The sequence below is a fragment of the Mesorhizobium sp. M2E.F.Ca.ET.219.01.1.1 genome (assembly GCF_004016445.2).
In the GTDB taxonomy this organism is placed as follows: Bacteria; Pseudomonadota; Alphaproteobacteria; order Rhizobiales; family Rhizobiaceae; genus Mesorhizobium.
Genome location: NZ_SADT02000007.1, coordinates 370,946 through 393,461 on the forward strand (window position 1 = coordinate 370,946; position 22,516 = coordinate 393,461).

Annotated in this window: 21 protein-coding genes and 1 tRNA gene; 4 read left to right on the forward strand and 18 right to left on the reverse strand. The window is 64.9% G+C overall.

Going from position 1 to position 22,516, the window contains the following annotated elements; translation table 11 throughout:
- The first annotated feature begins 54 nt into the window (after nt 1-54).
- On the forward strand, nt 55-1,233 hold the full coding sequence (locus EN862_RS30260) for an acetate/propionate family kinase (RefSeq protein ID WP_127867447.1): 1,179 nt from the start codon (nt 55-57) through the stop codon (nt 1,231-1,233).
- Nucleotides 1,234-1,399: 166 nt separating this feature from the next.
- Here the strand turns inward: EN862_RS30260 and EN862_RS30265 are convergent, their stop codons facing one another.
- Together EN862_RS30265 and EN862_RS30270 are read right to left on the reverse strand one after the other, a co-directional pair.
- The gene (locus EN862_RS30265; RefSeq protein WP_127867446.1) at nt 1,400-1,915 is read right to left on the reverse strand and encodes a GNAT family N-acetyltransferase; all 516 of its coding nucleotides are present in this window, start codon (nt 1,913-1,915) and stop codon (nt 1,400-1,402) included.
- Nucleotides 1,916-1,960: 45 nt separating this feature from the next.
- The gene (locus EN862_RS30270; protein ID WP_127250438.1) at nt 1,961-2,605 is read right to left on the reverse strand and encodes a helix-turn-helix domain-containing protein; all 645 of its coding nucleotides are present in this window, start codon (nt 2,603-2,605) and stop codon (nt 1,961-1,963) included.
- Between the two features lie 441 nt (nt 2,606-3,046).
- On the opposite strand from EN862_RS30270, the gene EN862_RS30275 reads away from it, so the two are divergent.
- Nucleotides 3,047-4,030, forward strand: a complete 984-nt coding sequence (locus tag EN862_RS30275) for a zinc-dependent alcohol dehydrogenase family protein (RefSeq protein WP_127867445.1) — start codon at nt 3,047-3,049, stop codon at nt 4,028-4,030.
- Between the two features lie 150 nt (nt 4,031-4,180).
- Here EN862_RS30275 and EN862_RS30280 read toward each other — a convergent pair whose 3' ends face one another.
- From EN862_RS30280 to EN862_RS30295, 4 genes are all read right to left on the reverse strand, one after another.
- Nucleotides 4,181-4,567, reverse strand: a complete 387-nt coding sequence (locus tag EN862_RS30280) for a hypothetical protein (protein ID WP_127867444.1) — start codon at nt 4,565-4,567, stop codon at nt 4,181-4,183.
- Between the two features lie 81 nt (nt 4,568-4,648).
- Entirely contained in the window at nt 4,649-5,098 is a 450-nt protein-coding gene (trxC, locus tag EN862_RS30285; RefSeq protein ID WP_127867443.1) for a thioredoxin TrxC, read from the reverse strand.
- Nucleotides 5,095-6,966: a heavy metal translocating P-type ATPase gene (locus tag EN862_RS30290; RefSeq protein WP_127867442.1), complete on the reverse strand. Its 1,872-nt coding sequence runs from the start codon at nt 6,964-6,966 to the stop codon at nt 5,095-5,097. Before EN862_RS30290 ends, trxC begins: the two co-directional genes overlap by 4 nt.
- A gap of 8 nt (nt 6,967-6,974) precedes the next feature.
- The gene (locus tag EN862_RS30295; RefSeq protein ID WP_127867441.1) at nt 6,975-7,361 is read right to left on the reverse strand and encodes a DUF302 domain-containing protein; all 387 of its coding nucleotides are present in this window, start codon (nt 7,359-7,361) and stop codon (nt 6,975-6,977) included.
- Nucleotides 7,362-7,502: 141 nt separating this feature from the next.
- Here EN862_RS30295 and EN862_RS30300 point away from each other — a divergent pair, with 141 nt between their 5' ends.
- Entirely contained in the window at nt 7,503-10,184 is a 2,682-nt protein-coding gene (locus EN862_RS30300) for a bifunctional acetate--CoA ligase family protein/GNAT family N-acetyltransferase (protein ID WP_127867440.1), read from the forward strand.
- A 115-nt stretch (nt 10,185-10,299) separates the two neighbouring features.
- On the opposite strand, the gene EN862_RS30305 is transcribed toward EN862_RS30300, so the two are convergent.
- Together EN862_RS30305 and EN862_RS30310 are read right to left on the reverse strand one after the other, a co-directional pair.
- Entirely contained in the window at nt 10,300-11,859 is a 1,560-nt protein-coding gene (locus EN862_RS30305; RefSeq protein ID WP_127867439.1) for a bifunctional aminoglycoside phosphotransferase/ATP-binding protein, read from the reverse strand.
- 67 nt (nt 11,860-11,926) lie between these two features.
- Nucleotides 11,927-12,325: a cytochrome c gene (locus EN862_RS30310; RefSeq protein ID WP_127867438.1), complete on the reverse strand. Its 399-nt coding sequence runs from the start codon at nt 12,323-12,325 to the stop codon at nt 11,927-11,929.
- 165 nt (nt 12,326-12,490) lie between these two features.
- Here EN862_RS30310 and EN862_RS30315 point away from each other — a divergent pair, with 165 nt between their 5' ends.
- Entirely contained in the window at nt 12,491-13,327 is an 837-nt protein-coding gene (locus tag EN862_RS30315) for a universal stress protein (RefSeq protein WP_127867437.1), read from the forward strand.
- Between the two features lie 94 nt (nt 13,328-13,421).
- Here EN862_RS30315 and EN862_RS30320 read toward each other — a convergent pair whose 3' ends face one another.
- The 10 genes from EN862_RS30320 to EN862_RS30365 form a co-directional block, all read right to left on the reverse strand.
- A complete protein-coding gene (locus EN862_RS30320; protein ID WP_127867436.1) occupies nt 13,422-14,333 on the reverse strand; it encodes an ABC transporter permease in 912 nt (303 codons plus the stop codon).
- Nucleotides 14,330-15,430, reverse strand: a complete 1,101-nt coding sequence (locus EN862_RS30325; RefSeq protein ID WP_127867435.1) for an ABC transporter permease — start codon at nt 15,428-15,430, stop codon at nt 14,330-14,332. Before EN862_RS30325 ends, EN862_RS30320 begins: the two co-directional genes overlap by 4 nt.
- A complete protein-coding gene (locus tag EN862_RS30330) occupies nt 15,427-16,950 on the reverse strand; it encodes an ABC transporter ATP-binding protein (protein WP_127867434.1) in 1,524 nt (507 codons plus the stop codon). Before EN862_RS30330 ends, EN862_RS30325 begins: the two co-directional genes overlap by 4 nt.
- A 2-nt stretch (nt 16,951-16,952) precedes the next feature.
- On the reverse strand, nt 16,953-18,047 hold the full coding sequence (locus EN862_RS30335; RefSeq protein WP_193771615.1) for a BMP family ABC transporter substrate-binding protein: 1,095 nt from the start codon (nt 18,045-18,047) through the stop codon (nt 16,953-16,955).
- Between the two features lie 33 nt (nt 18,048-18,080).
- On the reverse strand, nt 18,081-19,457 hold the full coding sequence (locus EN862_RS30340) for an amidohydrolase (RefSeq protein ID WP_127867432.1): 1,377 nt from the start codon (nt 19,455-19,457) through the stop codon (nt 18,081-18,083).
- Between the two features lies 1 nt (nt 19,458).
- The gene (locus EN862_RS30345; protein ID WP_127867431.1) at nt 19,459-20,118 is read right to left on the reverse strand and encodes a glutathione S-transferase family protein; all 660 of its coding nucleotides are present in this window, start codon (nt 20,116-20,118) and stop codon (nt 19,459-19,461) included.
- The gene (locus EN862_RS30350) at nt 20,115-20,960 is read right to left on the reverse strand and encodes an aromatic ring-hydroxylating dioxygenase subunit alpha (RefSeq protein ID WP_127867430.1); all 846 of its coding nucleotides are present in this window, start codon (nt 20,958-20,960) and stop codon (nt 20,115-20,117) included. The genes EN862_RS30345 and EN862_RS30350 overlap by 4 nt, the downstream gene beginning before the upstream one ends.
- The gene (locus EN862_RS30355; protein ID WP_127867429.1) at nt 20,957-21,607 is read right to left on the reverse strand and encodes a Rieske 2Fe-2S domain-containing protein; all 651 of its coding nucleotides are present in this window, start codon (nt 21,605-21,607) and stop codon (nt 20,957-20,959) included. Before EN862_RS30355 ends, EN862_RS30350 begins: the two co-directional genes overlap by 4 nt.
- Before the next feature lie 160 nt (nt 21,608-21,767).
- On the reverse strand, nt 21,768-22,037 hold the full coding sequence (locus EN862_RS30360) for an acylphosphatase (protein ID WP_127867428.1): 270 nt from the start codon (nt 22,035-22,037) through the stop codon (nt 21,768-21,770).
- Between the two features lie 196 nt (nt 22,038-22,233).
- Nucleotides 22,234-22,309, reverse strand: a tRNA-Phe gene (locus EN862_RS30365).
- Nucleotides 22,310-22,516: the final 207 nt, after the last annotated feature.

Here is a 22,516-nt window from a genome sequence, read left to right on the forward strand (position 1 = left end):
GAGGCGCCGGGTTGAGAGGATCGGGCTTGCACAAGCGGCTGGGACCGGCCGGTCATGACCGATGCAATTCTCATCCTCAATGGCGGCTCATCAAGCCTGAAGTTCGCCGTCTTCCAATGGCGCGACGACCTCCATCTGCTGGTGCGGGGCAGCGTCTCGTCGATCGGCGAGCGGCCCCGGCTCCATGTCGCGCCCACGGCAATGACGCCGCCATTCGACAGGAGCCTTGGCGAACAGCCGATCTCCATCGGCACGGCGTTCGAAGCCGTTGCGTCCTATCTTGCGGACCGCGGCCTCCTTCGCCGGGTGCGCCGGGTCGGGCATCGCATCGTGCATGGCGGCCGGGAGTTTGCCCGCGCGACGCCGCTCGACGAGCGCACGCTGGGTGCCTTGCGCCGGCTCGAGCCGCTCGCCCCGATTCATCAGGCGATCAACCTGGAGCTCGTCGATCTGGCCAGCCGCTTCCTGCCTGGCACCATGCAGGTCGGCTGCTTCGATACTGCCTTCCACGCGGCGCGGCCCGAGCACGCAAGGCTTTATGGCCTGCCGCACGAGATGGCGGAGCAAGGCATCGTCTCCTACGGTTTCCATGGGCTCTCCTACAGCCATATCGCCAGCGAGCTGCACAACCGTTACGGCACCGCCGCCGGCGGCCGGACGATCGTTGCCCATCTCGGCAGCGGCGCAAGCCTGTGCGCGATGAAGGCAGGCGTAAGCCACGCCACCACGATGGGCTTCTCGACGCTTGACGGCCTTGTCATGAGCACGCGTTGCGGCGCGATCGATCCCGGTATCCTCCTGCACCTTCTGCAGGACCGGAAGCTGTCGTCGGACGAACTTGCCGAGCTGCTCTATCAGCGATCCGGTCTGCTGGGCGTATCCGGCATCTCGGGAAACATGCAGACGCTGCTTGCATCGAAAGACCCTGCGGCGATGCGCGCCGTCGATCTTTTCGTCTATCGTGTCGGGCGCGAGATTGGATCGCTTGCCGCGGCGATAGGCGGGCTCGACACCCTGGTGTTCACGGCGGGCATCGGCGAGCATGCGCCCGCGATCCGGCAGGGCATCTGCGAAGCCGCGGGATGGCTCGGCGTCTCGCTCGACAAGGAGTTGAACGCGCAGGGCGAGGAACTGGTCAGCGCCCCGGATTCCCTGGTCGACGTGCTTGTCATTCCCGCCGACGAGGAGCGTGCGGTGGCCGCTGAGTTGCTCGGCTTCGAAGGCAAAGACTAAATGATTTCGCCCGGAAGCGGGCGGCGTTTCCGGGCGATATCATCAAAACAAAGGCGAGGCGCCTTAGAACAGTTCAGCGTTTGATAGGGCCGCTGAACTGGCTCCAGCCTCTTGTTTTTACGCAATTCCGGACGGAAAACCGCTGCGCACTTTTCCTGGAATTGCCCTAGCCCGGCAGCGCGGCGCCGAGCTTCCGCTGAACCAGGACGAGCGTCGGGTCGTCGGGATCCGTCGTGACGATGAAGCCCATCTCGCGCTCGAGTTCGATCGCAGCGCGGTTTTCGCGGCTCTCGATCGACTCGATCGTCTCTACGCCATGATCGTCGGCATAACGCGCGACATAGCCGAGAAATTCCCAGCTGACGCCGAGATGCTTGCGATCCTCGCGGATGCAGATGGCGACTTCGCCACGCCGATCGGCCGGATCCGCGGCGAGGGTCGCCACCGCGATCAGCATTCCGTCGGTGGAGAAGGCGAGAAAATTATGGACATGCGGATCGTCGGAGCGGGTCATCGCCACCAGCCGCTCGTGCGAAACTTCCTTCACCGCTCCGAGGAAGCGGAAACGCAGATCCTCCGGTGTCACATGGGTGAAGAACTCAGCGAGGATCGGCTCATCGTCGGGACGCGCCCGACGCACTTCGAAGCGAAATCCGGTGTGGGTCGTAAGCATGGTTTTCATTTTCAACTCCTTTTCAGGATTGATGCGCGGATTGGCGCAATGGCCTCATTCACCCATTGCCAGCAGCGTGTCGCGTTTCAGGATTTCAATGCTGCGCAGGCTGAGCAGGCGGATCACGCCCTTCTCTTTCAGGCGGGTGAAGACCCGCGACACGGTTTCGATGGTGAGGCCCAGATAGTCGCCGATGTCGTTGCGCGACATTGGCAACTCCACCTGCCGCAACCCGCCCTGACGCTCCGACATTTCGACGAGGAACGCCGCGACGCGCTCGATCGCGTTCTGGCGGCCGAGCACCAGGAGATGCTCCTGTGCCCGGGTCAGGCCTTTGAGCGCCAGAGGCAGGAGCTGGCGCGACATGTCGGTGCCCGACGGAGCGCGGAAGACCCGGACACCAGTCGCGTTGATCGCCTCAGCGAAGAAGTGGTGGGTGGCGTCGGCCTCGAAACCGAAGGTTTCTCCCGCCAGGTGGAACGCGCTGATCTGCCTGCGACCATCGGCGAGCAGGCGGTAGATGCGGACCGCGCCGAATTCGACCTGATAGAGGGCGCCGGCCTTCTCGCCCTGGGCATAGATTTCGGCGCCGGCCGTGAAGAAGCTTACCGGCGTCGCCGGCCCTTCGAAGACGGGCGCGGGGCTCTGATGGGGAAGGTAGGACGGCAGTTCGATCTTGGCGGAGGCTTGAGCGTACATGGCTGTGGTCCCAGTGAATTTGTGACAACAGCAATCGCCCAAATCCCGCCATGCCGAAATTCGGTTATGTCCCTACGGGAAACTACTTAGTGCGACCCGGGACAGGCCGCCTGGTCCCTGCGTCAACTGGGTCCGCGATTGACCACGATCAAGGCTGGCATGATTTGACCCGGCATTGTTTGGTCGGAGCCAGCCAAGGGAAACCGACCATGACCTCCGATATGATTGAAATCTGGACCGGAATACTCGGCCTAGCCTATCTTGCCGCCGCAGGCCTTTATTTCGAAATGCTCCGTGCCAGGAAGCGCGTCCCGGCAAGGCATGGTCGTGCCCGGCGTACCCGGTAAGGATCAGAGGGCCAATCCGGTGCGTTTCCATTCTTGGTGCGGAACGGAAGCCTGTCTGTTCTCCTTCTATCTTTGAGAAACCTGGGGAAGCGTGATGAAGGCAATGGTGCTGGAAAAGCCCGGCACGCTTTTGAACCTCGTCGACCGCCCGGATCCCTTGCCGGCGGCGGGCGAGATCAGGCTCAAGGTGGAGGCATGCGCGGTATGCCGCACCGACCTGCACGTCGTGGACGGTGACTTGCCATGGCCGAAGCTGCCGCTCGTGCCGGGCCACGAAATCGTCGGCATCGTCGATCTTGTCGGTGAAGGCGTGTCGCGATCCCGGCTCGGGCAGAGGGTAGGCGTTCCATGGCTGGGGCACACGTGCGGACATTGCCCCTATTGCAACGCCGGCGCCGAGAACCTCTGCGACCAGCCGCTCTTCACCGGCTACACGCGCGACGGCGGCTTCGCCAGTCATGTCGTTGCCGATGAGCATTTCGCCTTCGAGCTCGATGCCGCCGCCGATCCGGTGTCGCTGGCACCGCTCCTGTGCGCTGGTCTGATCGGCTGGCGCTGCCTCAAAAAGGCCGGCGATGGCCGCCGACTGGGCATCTACGGCTTCGGCGCCGCCGCGCATATCATCACCCAGGTGGCGATCTGGCAGGGACGTGAGCTCTTTGCCTTCACCCGGCCTGGCGACATCCAGGCACAGGAATTCGCGCGCTCCTTGGGCGTCGCCTGGGCAGGCGCGTCCGATGAATTGCCTCCGGCCGAGCTTGACGCCGCGATCATTTTCGCTCCGGTCGGCGACCTTGTGCCGGCGGCGTTACGGGCTGTCCGCAAGGGCGGCCGGGTGGTCTGCGGCGGCATCCACATGAGCGACATTCCATCGATGCCCTACAAGCTTCTGTGGGAAGAAAGAGAATTGGTGTCGGTCGCCAACCTGACCCGTCGTGACGCCGAGGAATTCTTCCCGATAGCGAGGCAGGCCCGGGTGCGCACGCATACCAAAGTCTATCCGCTGGAACGGGCAAACCAGGCGCTGGATGATTTGCGCATGGGTAGGCTGAGTGGCGCCGCCGTCCTTAAGCCGTGACGGTCTTGGAGCGCGCGTTCGTACGGCCGTCTTATCTGCTTCAGCCTGTTCGTTCCTGGCCGGCAGAGTCGGTCAGGGTGGGTCGGGGTGACCGACGAGAACGAGGACGCGGCGCGACATGGCTTCCTCCGGTCACCTGCGGGGGCCGTGCTATGGCTGCTCGACGCGGGCCACCTGGTAGGTGTGCATGGCCCCATTGCGCTTGATCGAGACGTACTCGCCGGTGACGAAGCGCTCCTCGCCGAGATGAAAACCGACCTCGTCGTCACGATCGCCCTCGGCGTAGTCGAAATACCATTGGCCGCCTGGCTTGCGCCGCAAGCGGCCGACAAGATCGTCCTCGCCGGTGCGGAAGCGGCGGACGCGACAGAAGCCCTTGTGCGATTTCCACTCCTCCGCATCCAGCCGTCCTTCGTCGGTGAGCGGCGCCAGCACATCGTAGCCCTCTTCGCGGTCCCCTTCGGGATGACCTTTTTCGCGTGCGAGAAGCAGGCGGATGCACCTGAATCTGGGGGTGAGGTCGTGCAAGCTGGTCATGGCGAACTCCTTCGAGGCCATTCCTATCGCGGCGGCCGGATGTCACCTTGATCAGAGTCAAAACGGGCTTCGGCTCGCGGCTCAACTGGTGCCCGTCGGCACATGGCCGCGAACCCAATTGACGATCTGGCCGGTGCTCATTGCCCCCGATACGCGTGCGATTTCCCGTTGGCGGTGAAACAGGATCATGGTTGGAATGCCGCGAATGCCCAGCCTCGCCGCGACGGCCTGCTCCTTGTCGGAATTGAGCTTGACCAGACGGATGTGCGGCTCCAGCGCCTTGGCGGCAGCCTCATAGGCTGGCGCCATCATCTTGCAGGGACCGCACCATGGAGCCCAGACGTCGACGAGGACGGGCAAGCTGCCGCGGCCGATCTGACGGTCGAAGTTCGCAGCGTCGATGTCCTGCGGAACTCCGGAAAACAGCCGGGCGCCGCATTTTCCGCATTGCGCTTCGGCGCTGTTTCGGTTCGGCGGCAGGCGGTTGACCACGCCGCATTTGGTGCAAACCACCAGGTTCTCCTGCGTCATGACCTCCTCCTGGTTGGACTGTGCTCGAGACGCCCGTCGCCAAGGGCACGCAGCGCATTGACGATGACGGCGACATCTATGCCCTCTTGCAGCAGTGCTCCCGCCACCGGCGTTATATGCCCCATGGCGGCCGCGATCATCGCCGCGCCCGAGAGCGCCAGCCCGACGATGATGCTCTGCAGGGCGATCCCGCGCGTGCGCCTGGCGATACGCAATGCTTCGGCGACAGGTTGCAGCCTGTCGGTCAGCACAACCACGTCCGCTGCCTCCGACGAGGCTGTCCCGCCGCGGGCTCCCATGGCAACGCCTACGGTCGCCGCGGCAAGGGCAGGGGCATCGTTGATGCCGTCGCCGACCATCATCGTCGGCGCCGTCGCCTTCTCGGCCTCGACTGTTCCAACCTTGTCGGCCGGCGTGGCGTCGGCAAAGACGGCATCGAGATGGAGCGAAGCGGAGACCTTTTCGGCCGCCGCGCCGTCATCGCCGGTCAGCATGACTATCCGGGTGATGCCGGCCGAACGCAAAGCCTCGACAGTGCCGAGAGCATCCTCGCGTATGGCGTCTCCGAATGTGAAAACAGCGGCAAGCCGGCCATCGATGGTCACAAACACCCTGAGCACCTGCGTGTCGCGGTACCGGCTCTCTCCGCTCTCCGCCCAGTTGGGCAACGGCCCGTTTCCAAGAACAAGCGGCCTCGACCCGGCCACGACAGATATCCCGTCCACCTGACCTTCAAGGCCTTCTCCCCGATGCTCGCGGACGTCACAGGGTTGGGAAAGCAAAAGGTTCCCATGGCGGGCAATGCGAACAATCGAATCCGCAAGGACGTGATGCGAAGCCTGTTCAAGCGAGGCGAGCAGCCGCAGCGGTCCATCGGTTCCCTGGCCCGGAGCGACGTCGATCTCGATCAGCTCGGCCCCGCCGAGCGTCAGGGTCCCCGTCTTGTCGAAGATCGCGGTGCGTATCTGGGCGAGCGCCTCCAGCGCCGCGCTGCCCTTCATGAGGATGCCGGCGCGGGCGGCGCGCGACACGCCGCCGATGAATGCAACGGGCGCCGCGAGGATCAGCGGGCAGGGCGTCGCGACCACCAGGACGGCGAGGGCGCGGATCGGATCATCGGAAAGGTACCAGGCGATGCCGGCAATCAGCAGCGTGGCGGGAAGCAAGAGCAGGGCAAAACGGTCGGCAATGCGTATGAACGGCGCCTTGGCGGTCTGCGCGGCGGCGACCATGCGCACGATCGCGGCGTAGGTGCTTTTGTCGGCGACGGCGGAGGCTCGCATGACAAAGGCCTCGCCGGCATTGACGGTGCCGCTGCGCAATGCGTCGCCGGCGCCGCGCCGCTCCGGCAGGGGCTCTCCGGTGACGGTCGACTCATCGAGTTGGGCCGAGGCGTCGATCAGGATGCCGTCCACGGGCAGCAATTCGCCGGCGCGCACCAGAAGCTCGTCGCCGACGGCCACCTGGTCGATCGCGACGGTCTCGGTGCCATGTGCGGATTTCCGGTGCGCCACACGCGGCGCCCTGTCGGTCAGAGCCCTGAGATTCCGCTCCGCCCGGCCGCGCGCCAGATCTTCGAGCACCGTGCCGCCGGCATACATGATGGCGACGACCACCGCCGCCAAGGCCTGCCCAAGCAGCAGCGCCGCCGACATCGAAACCAGCGCGATGGCATCGACGCCGATCCGGCCGATCCAGAAATCCCGCAAGATCGAGATGGCAAGCGCCGCCACGACGGGCAGCGTCGCCGCTGTCCAGATCGCATCGGGCGAGGCGATGTCGATGCCATATCGCCAGACGCCCAGCCCGAGCGCCAGGCCGAGAACGGCGATGATCAGCAGCGCACGCCGCAGCACGGTTTCATTCATGGCGGCCGTCAAAGTTCCTCGATCATTTCCCGCAGCAGCAGCCGGACATCCTTTACCGTCTCGGCGAGTTGCGGGTTGTCGATCGCTCCCATCGCGGCCGTCGGATCGACCGCCGCTACCTCGGCCTTGCCGGGGGCGGCCTCGGTCACGATCACGTTGCAGGGCAGCACCGCGCCGATCTTGTCCTCGGCCTGCAGCGCGCGCCATGCGAAATGCGGATTGCAGGCGCCGAGGATCATGTATGGCTTGAAGTCGACGCCCAGCTTGACCTTCATCGTGTGCTGGACATCGATCCTCGTCAGGATGCCGAAGCCCTTGCCGGCAAGCTTTTTGGTGACGTGTTCGATCGCCGCGGCGAACGGCATGTCCAGGCTCTTGCTGAAATAATAGCTCATCGGATTCTCCTTCCATGGCGATCTTCGCCAGCAGGGACAGGTTGAGGGCAGTAGCTAGCCGCGGGGGTCGGATGACGCTTTGATCCAGCGCAATGAATGCCAGGCGCCTTCGGTGAATGTGGCGGCAAGGAGTTCTCCAGAATGACTATCCGAAATCTTGAATACGCGGTCTCACCGAAATCCGTCGTTGTCGTCGGCGCGACCGAGCGCGTTGGCTCGGTCGGCCGCGTTGTCTTCGACAACATCGTCGGCGGCGGCTTCGAGGGGGAGGTCTGGCCGGTCAATCCCAAATATGCGCAGGTTGCCGGCCACCGCTGCTACGGCAGGGTTGCCGATCTGCCAGGGGTTCCCGATCTTGCTGTGATCGTGACCCCTCCCGAGACTGTGCCCGGCATCGTGCGGGAACTGGGCGAAAAGGGGACGCGAGCTGCCGTCGTCATCACGGCGGGGCTCAATCACGCCAATGGTCTGCGCCAGGCGGTGCTCGATGCGGCCAGGCCCTCGCTCATGCGCATCATCGGCCCGAACACTGTCGGGCTGATGGTTCCCCCGGCGAAGCTCAACGCCGGTTTCGCCCATATGGCTGCGCGGCCCGGGAACATTGCGCTGATCTCGCAGTCCGGCGCCATCGCCACGTCGCTGATCGACTGGGCGGCCGAGAACAATGTCGGCTTTTCCCGGATCATCTCCCTCGGCGACATGGCGGACGTCGATGTCGGCGACTGCCTCGACATGTTGGCGGGCGATTTCCATACGCGCGCCATCGTGATGTATCTCGAAACCATACCCAACCCGCGCAAGTTCATGTCGGCCGCGCGGGCGGCGGCGCGCCTCAAGCCGGTCATCGCGATCAAGCCCGGCCGGCATGAGCAGGCGGCCAAGGCGGCCGCGACTCATACCGGCGCGCTTTCGGGCGCCGACAGGGTGGTCGACGCCGCCTTGCGCAGGGCAGGGGTGCTGCGTGTGGATGATCTCGCCGAATTGCTCGATGCCGCCGAGACGGTCGCCCGTCACGCTCCCCTCGAGCGGGCACGGGTCGGCATCGTCACCAACGGCGGCGGGGCCGGCGTGCTTGCCGTCGACAAGATCGTCGACCGTGGAGGCGAGCTGGCTGAACTTGCGCCCTCGACGATCGAGCGGCTCGACCGTGCGCTGCCGCCGACCTGGTCGCATGCGAACCCGATCGACATCGTCGGTGACGCCGCGCCGGAGCGCTACGGGGCGGCGCTCGAAGCCCTGGCGGCGGATCCGGGGACGGACGTTATCCTGGTCATGAATTGCCCCACCGGGCTCGGTTCCTCGCCGGACGCGGCCAGGAAGGTCGCCGAGCTTGGCGACGAGGGCGAGATCGGCGGAAAACCGCTTCTCGCGTGCTGGCTCGGCGAGCATACCGCGCGCGAAGGCCGGCGCGTCCTGACGGAAGCCGGCATCGCGAGCTTCGAGACGCCGGAGGACGCGGCGATCGCGGCGTCCTATCTCGGCGAATGGTCGCGAGCCCAGCGGGCGCTTCTGCGGACTCCCTCGAGCCAGGGTGGCGACCAGGCCGATGGCAAGGCATCGGCGCACGCCATCTTTAGGCAGGTGGCCGCCGAAGGGCGGCGCATGCTGACGGAACCGGAAGCAAAAGCCGCGATAGAAGCCTACGGCATCCCCGTGCCGCGAACCATCGTCGCCGGCTCCGTCGCGGAAGTGGCGCAGGCGGCCGGCGAGCTTCTCGAAGGCTCGCAGGCAGTGGTGGTCAAATTGTTGTCGAAGTTGGTCTCGCACAAGTCGGATGTCGGCGGCGTGGTCCTCGATATCACGACCGCCGACAAGGCCGCGGAGGCCGCCCGGTCGATCGAGACACGCCTGCGCACGCGGTCGCCGCAGGTGAAGGCGGACGGCTACACGGTGCAAGCCATGGTCGCGCGCAAGCACGCGCAGGAGCTCATCCTGGGCATGAACCTGGACCCGATGTTCGGCCCGGTCATTCTGTTTGGCGCCGGCGGCACGGCCGTCGAGGTTGTGAACGATACCGCGATCGCCCTGCCGCCGCTTGACGACGTGCTGGCCGCAGACGCGATCGACGCGACCAGGATAGGCCGCCTGCTTGCCGGCTATCGCGATCGCAAGCCGGCCAACCGGGGCGCGATCATCGCCGCGCTGAACGGCCTGTCGCAAATGATCGTCGACTTCCCCTGCCTTGTCTCCCTCGACATCAACCCGCTGCTGGCTGATGCCGAAGGCGTGGTTGCGCTTGATGCCCGTATCGAGATCGACCCGCGACGGGTGGATGAGCCGGCGCCGAACCCGGCACTTGCCATAAGGCCTTATCCATCGGGATGGAGCCGCGATTTCCAGTCGGACGGCATGACCTTTCACATCCGGCCGATCATGCCGGCGGACGTGGCGCTTTATCCCGCGTTCCTGGCGAGGATTTCCCCCGACGACCTCAGACTGCGCTTCCTGTCGCTGCGGAAGAACTTCCCCGACCAGATGCTCAAGCGGCTTACGCAGCTCGACTACGACCGCGACATCGCCTTTGTCGCGCTTGAAAAGGACACGGGAGCGCTGGCGGGTATCGGCCGGCTTTCCTGCGACCCCGATCACAGGAGCGGTGAATATGCGCTGCTCGTGCGATCGGACCTGCAAGGCCATGGCCTGGGATGGGATCTGCTGAAACAGGTCATCGACTATGCGAGGGCCGAACGCATAAGCCGCATCGAGGGCACGATCCTCAACGAAAACAGCAAGATGCTCACGATGTGCCGGGAGTTCGGATTCTCGGTCGCGCACCACCCGAGCGAGCCCGGCCTGTCCCTGGCGACGCTGGAAGTCAGCTAGAGCACTTCACCGTTTCACGGAAACGGCGAAACGCTCTATCTCCTTGTTTTGACGCAATTTCTGACGGAAAACCGCGCACACTTTTCCTGGAATTGCTCTTAAGCGGGTGACAGCTTTATGATCCGGTCTTCCTGAAGCCGAACGCGGATGAAGCAGCGCCCTCGATCGACGCCGCCATCTCGGCCGTGATTTCGGCCACCTCGCGGTTGGCCTCGATCTTGCGCCAGGTCATCGGACCGGCATCGCGCTGCAATTGCCGCGAAAGGATGTCGACCGTGGCATCGGAGGGGCTGCCCTTGCGCTCGCTGACCCGGCGCCAAAGCACCGACGGATCTGCCGCCAGCCAAAATCCGGCGAACGGGACCTTTGTCCCTTTCGCTGTGCGCTCAACCCTGTCGCGATCCTCCGGCCTGTCGAAGACCGCGTCGGCGACGACGCAGCCGCCTTCGACAAGGATAAGCTCCGCGAGCCAGGCTATCTGGCGGTAGACGCGTTCCGATACGCCGGGCCGGTAGGCCTTGTCCGGCAGCCTCGTTTCGGCCGCCACGCCATGCATGGCCTTGCGGATGCGGTCGCTCTCGACGATCCGGGCGCCGGGCGGCGCGCCGACCCGAGCGGCGAGCGCCTCGGCGACCGTCGTCTTGCCCGAGCCGCTCAAGCCGCCGATTGCCACGAGCCGAGGCGGCGTTTCGGCAAGCAGGGCTTGCGCGAGTTGGAAATAAGACCGCGCTTCGGCAATCAGCTTTGTCGAATCCTGGCTGCCCTCCTCGACCTGCGTCGCGGTGACGTGCGCGCGCACCGCCGCCCGCACCGCCATGAAGAAAGGCAGGAGCATGAAGCCGTCCTCGTCATCGGCGTCGTCGAGATAGCGGTTCATCACCAGATTGGCGAATTGCGGAAACCCGCGATGCCACAGATCCATCAGCAGGAATGCGAGATCGTAGAGGACATCGACGGTGGCGATCTGATCGTTGAACTCGATGCAGTCGAACAGGCGAGGCTCGCCATCGAAGACGCAGATGTTGCGCAGATGCAGGTCGCCATGGCAGCGGCGGACGCGGCCTGCCGCCTCGCGCCGGTCGAGCAGGCCGGCATGGCGGGCGAGGGCGTCGCGAAGCGCCGCGTTGAGCGTTTCGATCTCATTTCCGTCGAACACATGGCTTGTCGCAAATCCGGCCGCATTGATTTCGAGAACGCCGCCGATATTCGCCGACCCGCTGCCGGCATGGATCGCTTCGGCGCCGCGGTGATAGTGCGCGATCATGCGGGCCACGCCTGTCATCAGCGCGGATGTCAGCTCCCCCGCCGCGGCCATGCGATCGAGGAGCTTCGACTGGTCGAAGCGGACCATCTCGATGACGGCGTCGACCAGTTCCCCCGCCTCATCCAGGGCAAGCCGGGTTCCCGTGCGCGTGATGCGGTGGACATCGAGATAGAGGCCGGGCGCTGTTCTGGAGTTCAGCTCCACTTCCCTCTCGCACGCGGCGAGCCGCAACGCCGGCGTCGAAAAATCGACATAGGGCAGCTTGACCGCCCGCTTCATCTTGAACGCGCGCTGCCCGACGAGGAAGATCCGGGAAATGTGCGTTTCGATCGTCTCGACCGGACCAACCTCGCCATAGCTGGCAGGGTTCTTCAACATCTCGACCACGACATCCTGGTTATCGGTGATCATTGGGTATGTCCTTGGCCTTTGGTTGCATCCTCACTCGGCCCCGCCGACCGAAGTCTCGCGGGATCCGCTAACGCTGAAGCGTCTGGACATAACCTGTGAGGTTTTGAATGCGTTCCGTGGTCACGGCCTCCCCGCCATAGGGACCGTACTTCTTCACGTCGTCAGGCAGGAACTGGTTGCCCCACACCGGCATGTCGCGCTCGCCATGCGCCGGGACGAGACCGCGACCGTCGATCGTGGCGTAGACCCGCCAGTAGGGAAATTCCCCGCCATTGCGTTTCGTCAGCGTCGTCAGATCGGCGGGGCGCTTGCGCAGTTCATCAGCCAAGGGCCCGTCGCCCTTGCCGTCCACGCCGTGGCAGACCGCGCAGGAATTCAGATATTCCTGCTGTCCATTGCTCATCTCCTGCGCCGCCGCGACGCTCAGCGTCAGCGCGAAAAGACCAATCGTCGTCCGGAATCTCATTGATCAGCCTCCAGCCATCGATTTCAGGTTAAGCCATGCGATGCGCGCGCACGTTGACCGGGATCAATCCTGCGAGGGGCGATTTGATTTAGCGCAAGGAAGGATTCCAACCGGCTCGCTAAGGCTGCATTCCGTGTGAACCTTCCGAACCAAGGAGCGGCCGCCATGCCATTCAAGACGTTGCTCACGGTTACAGGGCCCGATCACGGAGACGGGGATCTGAGGCTCGCGGCCGGCCTGTGCGAGGAAATCGACGCGCATCTCTCCGTGCTTGTCGTGCTCATCGCGGCGCCTCCGTCAGGCGGAGAATACGCAGCGGTGGTCTCGCCGGCCTGGCTCGCAGAGCGCGAAGCCGAAATGGAAACCCTGGAGAAGCGCAGCTCGGTTGTATCCAAGATGCTGTCGGAAAGCTCCGTATCGGCCGACCTCAGCAGCGAATATCCGGAGCAGTCCTGGACGGATGAGATCATTGGTCGGCGAGCCCGCTATGCCGACCTAACCATCGTCGGACCGGAGATGCTCGCAAGCGGCTTGCTCAAGGATAAGGTCCTTGCGGGCAGCCTGTTCTCGTCCGGGAAGCCTATCCTGCTGGTCCCGGAGCGAGCGCGCGCGACATTGAAACCGAAACGCGTCCTTGTCGCGTGGGACGCCAGCCTGGAAGCCTCGCGCGCCGTGCGGGAGGCGCTCGACATCCTGTCATCCGCCGATGAGGTCCGCATCGCCATGATCGATCCGATCGAAGACGAACGGCATCATGGCGCGGAGCCGGGAGCGGATCTGGCGGCCTATCTCTCTCGACATGGCGTGAAGGTCGCGGTGGATCGCCTGCCGAGCTCGGGCCATTCTGTCGCCGACGTTCTTCGCCAGCATGCGACCGACACCGGCGCCGAGTTCGTGGTCATGGGGGCTTACGGTCATTCCCGGCTGCGCGAGCGGATTTTCGGCGGCGTGACCAAGTCCATGATCGAGGATCCGGGGCTGGCGGTTCTTATGGCTCGTTGAACGGCGAGTTCGACCGAAAGGCCAGATTGAACCCGCAAGCCTCGCCTGTCAGAGCTGCTTGTCGGGTTATGACGCGCTTGGACGGCGAGCGACACTATTGTTCGAAAGGCTCTCCGAGCGAAGCCACGCCGTTGAGCTTGAGCAGACGCCGGTTCGAAGAAATGATGCCCAGCACGACGATTGTCACGATATAGGGCAGGCTCGATAGAAGTTGCGAATTGACGTCCAATCCGGTCGCCTGGGCCGCCAGGCTTGCCAGGGAGACGGCGCCGAAGAGGCAGGCGCCGAGAAAGATACGGCTGGTGAGCCAGGTGCCGAAAACGACAAGCGCGATCGCGATCCAGCCGCGCCCGGCAATCATGCCATCGGCCCACAGCGGCGTGTAGACCACGGCCGCGTAGGCGCCGGCGAAACCCGCCAACACGCCGCCGAAGGCGACAGCGGCGAAGCGCACGGCGATCACCGGATAGCCGAGCGCATGGGCCGCCTTGGGATTCTCGCCGACGGCGCGAACGACGAGGCCGGTCTTAGTGAAGGCGAATATTGCCCAGATGGCGACGGTGGCAGCCAGCGAGAGCCACACGACGACGTCCTGAGCGAACAGGCCGCCGATGACCGGGAGATCTGAAAGCCAGGGCAATGAAAGCTTCGGAAGGCCTTTGACCGTGAGGCTCTCATAGGTCTTGCCGAACAGTGCCGAGAGGCCCTGGCCGAGTATGCCGATGGCGAGTCCCACCGCGACCTGGTTCGCGCGGAACCCCAGCGCGATGACGGCAAAGACAAGGGAAAGAGCAGCACTTGCGAGGCCCGCGGCGAGGAAACCCAGGAGGTGGCCGCCGCCGTGATAGACGATGATGAAGGCGATGACCGCTCCCAAGGCCATCATTCCCTCCACGCCGAGATTGAGGACGCCGGCCCGCTCGGCCACCATTTCGCCGAGCGCCGCCAAAAGGAACGGCGTGGCCGCCGCCAGCATTCCGGCGATGATGAACTCGAGGGCATTCATGGAGCGCTTCCTTGGGCGGCATGGCGCCATTCGAGCCGGTAGCGGACGAAGGCGATGGCGACGAGATAGGCGAGCAGCAGGCTGCCCTGGAAGACCCGGACCGCGGCGACCGGCAGATTTGCCGACACCATGGCGTTGTCGCCGCCGATATAGAGGGCCGCCATGAGCAGCGCGGAAAAAACGATGCCTATCGGATGAAGTCCACCGAGATAAGCGACGATGATGGCCGCATAGCCGTAACCGGTTGAAATGGAGCGCTGCAACTGGCCGAGCGGCCCGGCCACCTCGGCCGCCCCGGCGAGGCCGGCCGCGAAGCCGCCGATGAGAAGGGAGATCCAGATTGCGCGGCCTTCGTTGAAGCCGGCGTATCCGGCCGCCCGTGGCGCGAGGCCGCCGACCTGCAGTTTGTAGCCCGCGAAACTCTTCTGCATGAACAGCCAGGCCGCGAGGGACAGCGCGCAGGCGATAAGCAGCGAGACATTGACGCGGGTGCCGGGGATCAGGATCGGCACCATCGCGTCGTACTGGAACATGACCGACTGCGGGAAGTTGAAGCCGGCGGGATCCTTCCACGGGCCGAGAAGCAGGTAGTTGAGCAGTTGCGCGGCAACGAGCGCCAGCATCAGCGATACGAGAATCTCGTTCGCATTGAGCCGCACGCGCCAGAACGCCGTGAGCGAAGCCCAAAACGCGCCGCCCAGCGCACCGAGGACGAGCATCGAAGGCCAGATCCACTGCCCCGTCGCCTGCGGGAGCCAGATGGGAATGGCCGACGCGAAGATCGCGCCGAGGATGAATTGGCCCTCGGCGCCGATGTTGAAGACCTTGGCGCGAAAGCCGATCGCAAGCCCCTGTGCGATGAGCAGCAGCGGCCCCATCTTCAGCAGGACCTCCGAGAACGAAGCCCAGGACAGGAAAGGTTCGAGCAGCATCGCGCGGAAAACGGCTGCCGGATCGCGGCCCATCAGCAGGTAGAGCCCGAGATTGAGCAGTGTCGCAAGGCCCAGCGCCACGGGCGGGGCAAGCAGCTTGATTGCAAGCGAGGCATGTTCGCGGCGAACCAGAACGGGAAGGAACCGCAGGGACAGAGCGCTCATGCGGGGACCTTTTCGGCGGTCGTATGCGCACCGATCATATAGCGGCCGATCTCCTCGGGTCTGGTGTCGCGCGTCACCAGCGGCGGACTGAGCCGGCCCTGATGGATCACCTGGATGGAATCGCAGAGCTCGAAAAGCTCCTCCAGTTCCTCCGAGATGACGAGAATGCCCATGCCTTCGTTGCGCAGGGCGACGAGGCGCCGGCGGATGGCGGCCGCGGCGCCGATGTCCACGCCCCATGTGGGCTGCGCCACGAACAGCAATTTCGGCGACAGCATGATCTCGCGGCCGACAATGAACTTTTGCAGATTGCCGCCCGAAAGCGCCCCAGCCTCCGTTTCGGAGCCCGGCGTGCGTACGTCATACTGCCGGATGCAGTCTTCGGTGAAAGCTTTCGCCCGGGGCGTGTCGACCAGCCCGCGTTTCAGGAGGCCGGAGGGATGGGCGGTCAGAAGGCTGTTGAGGACGAGCGACATTTCCGGCACCGCGCCGCGGCCCAGCCGTTCCTCGGGAACGAAGGCGAAACCCAGCCGGCGGCGGGCGGCCGCATCGAGCACGCCGACGTCCTTGCCCATCATGAAGATACGCTGGGACTTTTCCCGCGGCAGCACTGTCTCGCCCGAGATCAGCGCCGCGAGTTCGCTCTGGCCGTTGCCCGATATGCCGGCGATACCGAGGATCTCGCCTGCCCGGACCGTCAGGCTGACGTCGGAAAGCGTCACGGCGAAGGGATCGTCGGGCCGATGGTCGAGGCCGATGATTTCAAGGCGCTTCTCTCCGCCGGAATGGGCAACCGCCGGCATGGGCTGCGGCATGTCGCGGCCGATCATCATGCGGGCGAGGTCGTGCGCGTCGTGGTCGCGCGGATCCACGTGGCCGGTGATGCGCCCGCCGCGCAGGATGGTCGCACGGTCGCAGACCGCGCGGATCTCCTCTAGCTTGTGCGAGATGAACAGGATGGAGACGCCGCCGTCGCGCAGCCGCCGCAACGTCTCGAACAGCTTGTCCACGGATTGCGGCGGCAGGACGGAAGTCGGCTCGTCGAGGATCAGGAGCTCCGGTCGGGTCATCAGGCAGCGGATGATTTCCACCCGCTGCCGCTCTCCAACCGAAAGCGCATGCACATGGGCGAGCGGATCCACCTCCAGGCCGAAGTCGCGGCCGAGCTTGTGGATGCCTTGCGCAAGATCCGATTTGGCCCCTGGCACGACCAGCCGGATGTTCTCGACGACCGTCAGCGTCTCGAACAAGGAGAAATGCTGGAAGACCATGCCGATCCCCTTGCGCCTCGCATCCGCCGGAGACGCGAGGGCCAAGGGTTCTCCTTTCCAGCTCGCCGATCCCGCGTCGGGCTGCTCGACGCCGTAGATCAGCTTCATCAGCGTCGACTTGCCCGCCCCGTTCTCTCCGAGGATCGCATGGATCGAGCGCGGAGCCACGTCCAGATCGATGTCTCGATTGGCATGGATCTGGCCGTAGCTCTTGGAGATGCCGCGTAGCGACAGAAGCGGGGCGGTCATGGTTACTTGGGCAGCGGCGTGGTGACACCCTTGACGTGCCAGTCCATGGCGACGATCTCGGCCTCGGTCATCGTCTTGCCGGCAGGGACGCCCTCGCTGCCGTCGGCCTTGGCGATCGGACCGGTAAAGGGCGAGAAGCTGCCGTCGGCGATCTTGGCTTCAACCGCCTTGATCTTGGCCATCGTGTCGGCAGGGATGCCCGGGTTCCAGTCAACGACCTCGACAACCTTGTCGCCGACGCCCAGGAAAGCGTTGCCGCCCTTGAAGGTGCCGGCGAGGTGGGCGTCGACCGAGGCCTTGAAGAAGGGCGACCAGTCGGTCGCCACGCAGCCGAGATAGGTCTTGGGCGCATATTTCTTCATCGACGAGTTGAGGTTGAAGGCGGGGATGCCGGCCTCCTCGCAGGCCGAAACGACGGACGGCGTGTCCTGCGCGTTGGAGAAGATGACGTCGCATTTCTGCGCCAGCAGCGCCTTGGCGGCTTCCTGCTCCTTGGCCGGGTCGAACCAGGAGTTGACCCATACGACCGAAACCTCGACATCGGGCTTCACCGCCTGCGCGCCCAAGGTGAAGGCATTGATGGAGGTGATCAGCTCGGGAATGGCGAAGGCGGAGACGGAACCGAGCTTGCCGGTCTTCGAAAGCGCGGCTGCCGCCATGCCCATCAGATAGGTGCCCTGCGAATATTGGGCCGCGAAGGGCGAGAAGTTCGGCGCCACCTGGAAACCGGAAGCATGCAGCACGGTGACGTCGGGATTGCGCCTCGCGATCTGCAGGGCGCCATTCTGGTATCCGAAGGAGCCGGCGATGAGGAACTTGTTCCCGTCGGCGACCGCCTTGTTCATGATGCGGTCGGCGTCGGGTCCCTCCTGTATGTTCTCGATGATGGTGACCTTCACCTTGTCGCCATAAGCTGCCTTCACCGGCTCGAGCCCGTCGGCGAGCGCGCGGCCCCAGCCGACATCGCCGACCGGCGACGGGACCACCAACGCGATGCCCAGCGGCTCGTCGGCGGCAAGCGCGCGGCTGCCCACCGCGGCAACGAGGCCGGAAGCGGCGGCGCCCTTCATCAATGTTCTGCGGCTAAGATTTATCAGCATGTCGGTTCCCCTTGCTTTTGGTTTTGGTTGCTAGAATTGCACGGTCGCGAGCGCAGCCTCGGCTTGCGCGAACAGCCTGGCCTCGTCGAGCCCCGGGAATTCTCCCTTGGCCCAAACGACCCGGCCGTTGATCATGGTCATGTCGGTCGGCGCGCCGATGCCCACCTTGGCCAGCAGGCTCAGCGGATCATGCCGCGTGCCGACATAGTCCATGCGCCGGGTGTCGATGGCGAAGAGGTCGGCGGCCATGCCGGGCGCCAGCCTGCCGATGTCGCCGCGCCCGAGCAGCGCCGCGCCCCCGGTCGTCGCATAGCCGAGGAAGTCGGCCGGCGGCGGCACCGGATGGTCGCGCGTCGACGCCGCCAGGCATTGCAGCATGTAGGCGGAATGGATGCAGTGCATCAGGTTGGAATTGTCGTTCGAGGCGGCACCGTCGCAGCCCAGTCCGACACTGAGCCCAAGGGCCGACATCGCCGGTATGTCGGTGATCTCGGCGCCGACGAGGTAGACCGGCTCGGGGCAATGCGAGACGCCGGTGCCGCTCGCCATCTTGCGCAGCTCGTCGTGGGTCAGCTCCCAGCAATGGGCATAGAAGGCATCCGGCCCGCAGAAGCCGATCTCGGCGCAATAGTCGACCGTGCGCAGGCCGTGACGGGCCTGCATGACCGGGCTTTCGCCCTCGCCGACATGAGTGTGCATGCGCACGTTGCGGTCGCGCGCCAACGCCACCGATTCCACGAATGTGTCGCGATAGCAGTTGACCGGCTGGCAGGGCGCGACGACGACCTGGCGCATGCCGAAGCGACCGGCATCATGATAGGCGTCGATCAGCCGGGCGCAGTCGGCGATGAACTCGTCCGTCGTTTCCAGCATGGCGTCGGGGATGGTCGAGCCTTCCGATTTCGGCAGCGTGTTGCCGCCCCGTCCGGCATGGAAGCGCATGCCGAGCAGTTCGGCCGCTTCGAACTGCCGGTCGATCAGCCGTTTGCCGGCGTGCCGCGGAAAACAGTATTGGTGGTCGAAAGCCGTCGTGCAGCCGTGCTTTATCAACTCCGCCATCGCCGTGACCGACGCGTGGTAGAAGCATTCCTCGGTCAGCCGCGAGAAAATGGGGTAGATGCGGTCGAGCCATTCGATGACCGACAGCTTCGTCCAGTCCAGGTCGGCGCGGTTGCGCACGAAGCATTGAAAGAAGTGATGATGGGTGTTGACGAGGCCGGGATAGACGAACCAGCCGGTGGCGTCCTGCGCGACGGTGCCAACAGGCAGTTCCCCCTTGTCGAGGCCTTCGCCGATGGCCCGTATCGCCGGGCCGTCGGTCAAGACATCGACACTGCGACGGACGCGCGGACCGTGGCCATCGTCGACGATGACCGCAGCGCAATTCTTCAACAGATAACCCGCCATGTCAGGCTTCGCCGCCTTCAGGGACGGGCTCGGGTTTGAGCTCGTGCAGCCGGTGGATGCCGGGCATCTCGATGAAGCCGTCGATGGCGCGGATCGCCCGCGACCACAGCCGGATCGCGGGATAGGGATCGAGCGAAACGCCGCCGTCCGGCGCAAGCGCCACATAGGGAAAGCAGGCGATATCGGCGACCGTCGGCCGGTCCGATGCAAGGAAGCGCTGACCGCGGATGCGCTGTTCGACGAGGCCGGCTTCCAGTTCCCGTAGGGCCGCCGTGCCTTGCCGGCGAAGCGCATCGATATCGCCCGGACGCAGCAGCATCTCGTGCAGGCGCGCCGCTCCCAGGCTGGCGGTCAGCCGATGCGAGAAGGAAAGCCATTGCTGGACGCTCGCCGCCTGCCCGGCCGCATCGTTGCCCAGCCATTGCGGCGCCGCCGTCGCGGCCAGGTAGACCAGCATGGCCGAGGATTCGGTCAGCACGAGGTCGCCATCCTCCAGGATCGGGATCGAGCCCGCCGGGTTGAGCGCCAGGAGTTCGGGGCCGCGATGCTCGGCGCCGGGATGGAAGTCGACGGGGCGGATGTCGAGCGCCACACCGGTCAGCGCCGCCATCAGGCGCACCTTGTAGCAGCTCGGTGACAGCACGTAGTCGTAGAGCTTCATTGCGCCACCAGTTGCGCGCCGTAGGTGTAGCCGTGGCGTTTCAGCCAGCGCCTGTAGGCAACCGAGGTCAGGTCGGCCCGCGTGGGAATCTCCATGCCGGGATCGAGCGGCAGCAGCCCCGGGATCTGGTTTTCAAGGATCGACCGGTCCTGGACGAAGATCGTCTGCTGGAAATGGATCAGGTCGGTCATCGGCGTTTCGTCGTCGAACAGCGCCATCCATGGCCAGACGTCGCACAGGTCTTCGGCAAGCGGCTGCACGAAAAGGGTGATGACGTCCCATTCACCCGGGCGCGGCGGGCAGGTCTTGTAGAGGATCGAGCAGGTCGGCGCGGGCACGCGATACATGTATTGCGTGGTGATGCCGCCTTGCGCCGACTTGGCGGCCTGCGGCTGGTAGAACTGCACCTGGGTCGCCCATACCTCGTCGTCGTCCTCGCGGATCTCGACCTTGTAGTTCTGCACCTCCGTGTGCGGCTCGGCTCCCAATATGTCGGTATGGACGAACGGAAAATGCGCGATGTCCAGGAAGTTCTCCACCGCGCGCAGCGGCGAGCAGCGCACGCGCACCACCCCGACATCGACGAGCCGGCGGCCGGGCTGATCGGCCTCGGGGATCGCAAACAGCGGCTTTTGCGGATCGCCGAGCGACGCCCAGACATGGCCATAGCGGATACAGGCCGGCAGAACACGTCCATTGCCGCCGGTGACCTTGGCGTTCCCGTCCTCGCCGAGCCTCACCTCGATCGGCTCGCCCATGAGGGCGGTCTTGCGTCCATCCGCATCGCGCTGGCTGGCAAGGCCGACCGGATACCATTCGTCGATCATCGCGTTACGGGTCATCGGGCGGTCCCGCTGGCTGCAACATGCTCAGCCGCCCGCCGCAGCCCCTCGGCGGCCCTCGACGCGGCGATACGCTCGCTCGGATTGCTGTCCTCGTCCACCAGAACATGCATCAGCGTCCGCGCTTTCCCTTCGGAAGCAAGCAGCAGCCGTACGGTCCGACCATCATGCGTGTAGTCAAGCAGGCCTTCGCCGGCCTTCGTCCCTGCGGCCGACTCCAGCGCGGCGATGTCGGCCTCCACCACCATTGAGCGCAGGGGGATAACGCCGTCAAACCGTGGCGGCCCGGCGGCGGGTTCGCCAACCGGAATCCAGATGATGCCGCCGCCATCCTCGACGGGCTGCGTCGCGACACGGATCGTGTCAGGCGGCGTCAGCGCCGGATGGGCCGGAATGCGCAGGCAGTTTCCCGCCTGGACATAGCTCCAGCCGTGATAGATGCAGGACAGGGTCTCACCGCGCACGAAGCCGTGGGAGAGGCGCATGCCGCGATGAGGGCATCTGTCGGCAAAGGCCGCCACGCGGCCGGAGCGGCTTCGCCAAAGGGCAATCGGCCCCGCTGGGGATTGCGCTGGCATCACGGTTCCCGCCGGCAAGTCCGCGGAGAGGGCAACAGGCATCCAAGAGCCGGTCGGATAGGGTGGCATACATCAACTTTCAAACGACACCAGCATGTTCCCGGGCGCGGCTTAGCGGTCAAGGACATGCTAAAAGACCCGGTCACGTTTGCACAACATTTCCTCACTGGCAACAATGGCCCAAAAAAGGTGCATGGCACCCTGGTAGGGAGACCAGCGACTGGAAAACCTAGCCCGATTCGGCCTCTATCGGCGCCCGCCGGATGGCTTCGACCCAGACATCGATTGGTCCAAGAGAGCACCCCATCTCCATCATGTCGATGAGCTCGGCGGGACCGGCAATGTCGAGTTCGATGCGGTCGGGACCGGCAACGCATATTTCCTGCGCGAGCCCGAGCTTGGCGGCATGACGCTCGATCCACGGAAGGAAGGATGCCGCCTTGACATCGCCGAGGATCGTCATGCGCTCCCGCCGGGAATGGTGATTTTGCTCGCTCATCGAAACCTCGGCAATGAAACAGATAACCATCTGTCTGCCTTATGCTCAACCGCTGAAGCACCTGACAAAGCGCTATGAGCAGGCTGTGGTGCGTGGCCCGGCCACGGGTTGCGTGCCGAAAAGGTAAGTAAATTCACATATTTGCGAGACCGAAGCGTTGAGGCTTGGACGGAAGGCAATGACGGGAGAGGGGGGATGGTGCCCAGAGGCGGATTCGAACCACCGACACGCGGATTTTCAGTCCGCTGCTCTACCAACTGAGCTATCTGGGCCTGCGCCGGCTAACGGGAACCGCCCGCCGGATTTCAAGGAAGCGCCGCGGCGCCCCTGAAAGCGCGTGGGTTATAGCACGGGAATCTTGGCTGTCCAGCGCCTAAGGGGCGATTTTCCGGGGCAATTGTCGCAGGCGCGTGATGAGGCTCGAACGAAGCAATCGCGCTTGCCGGCAAAGCCGGGATCTGATTGTCCGAAACCGCCGT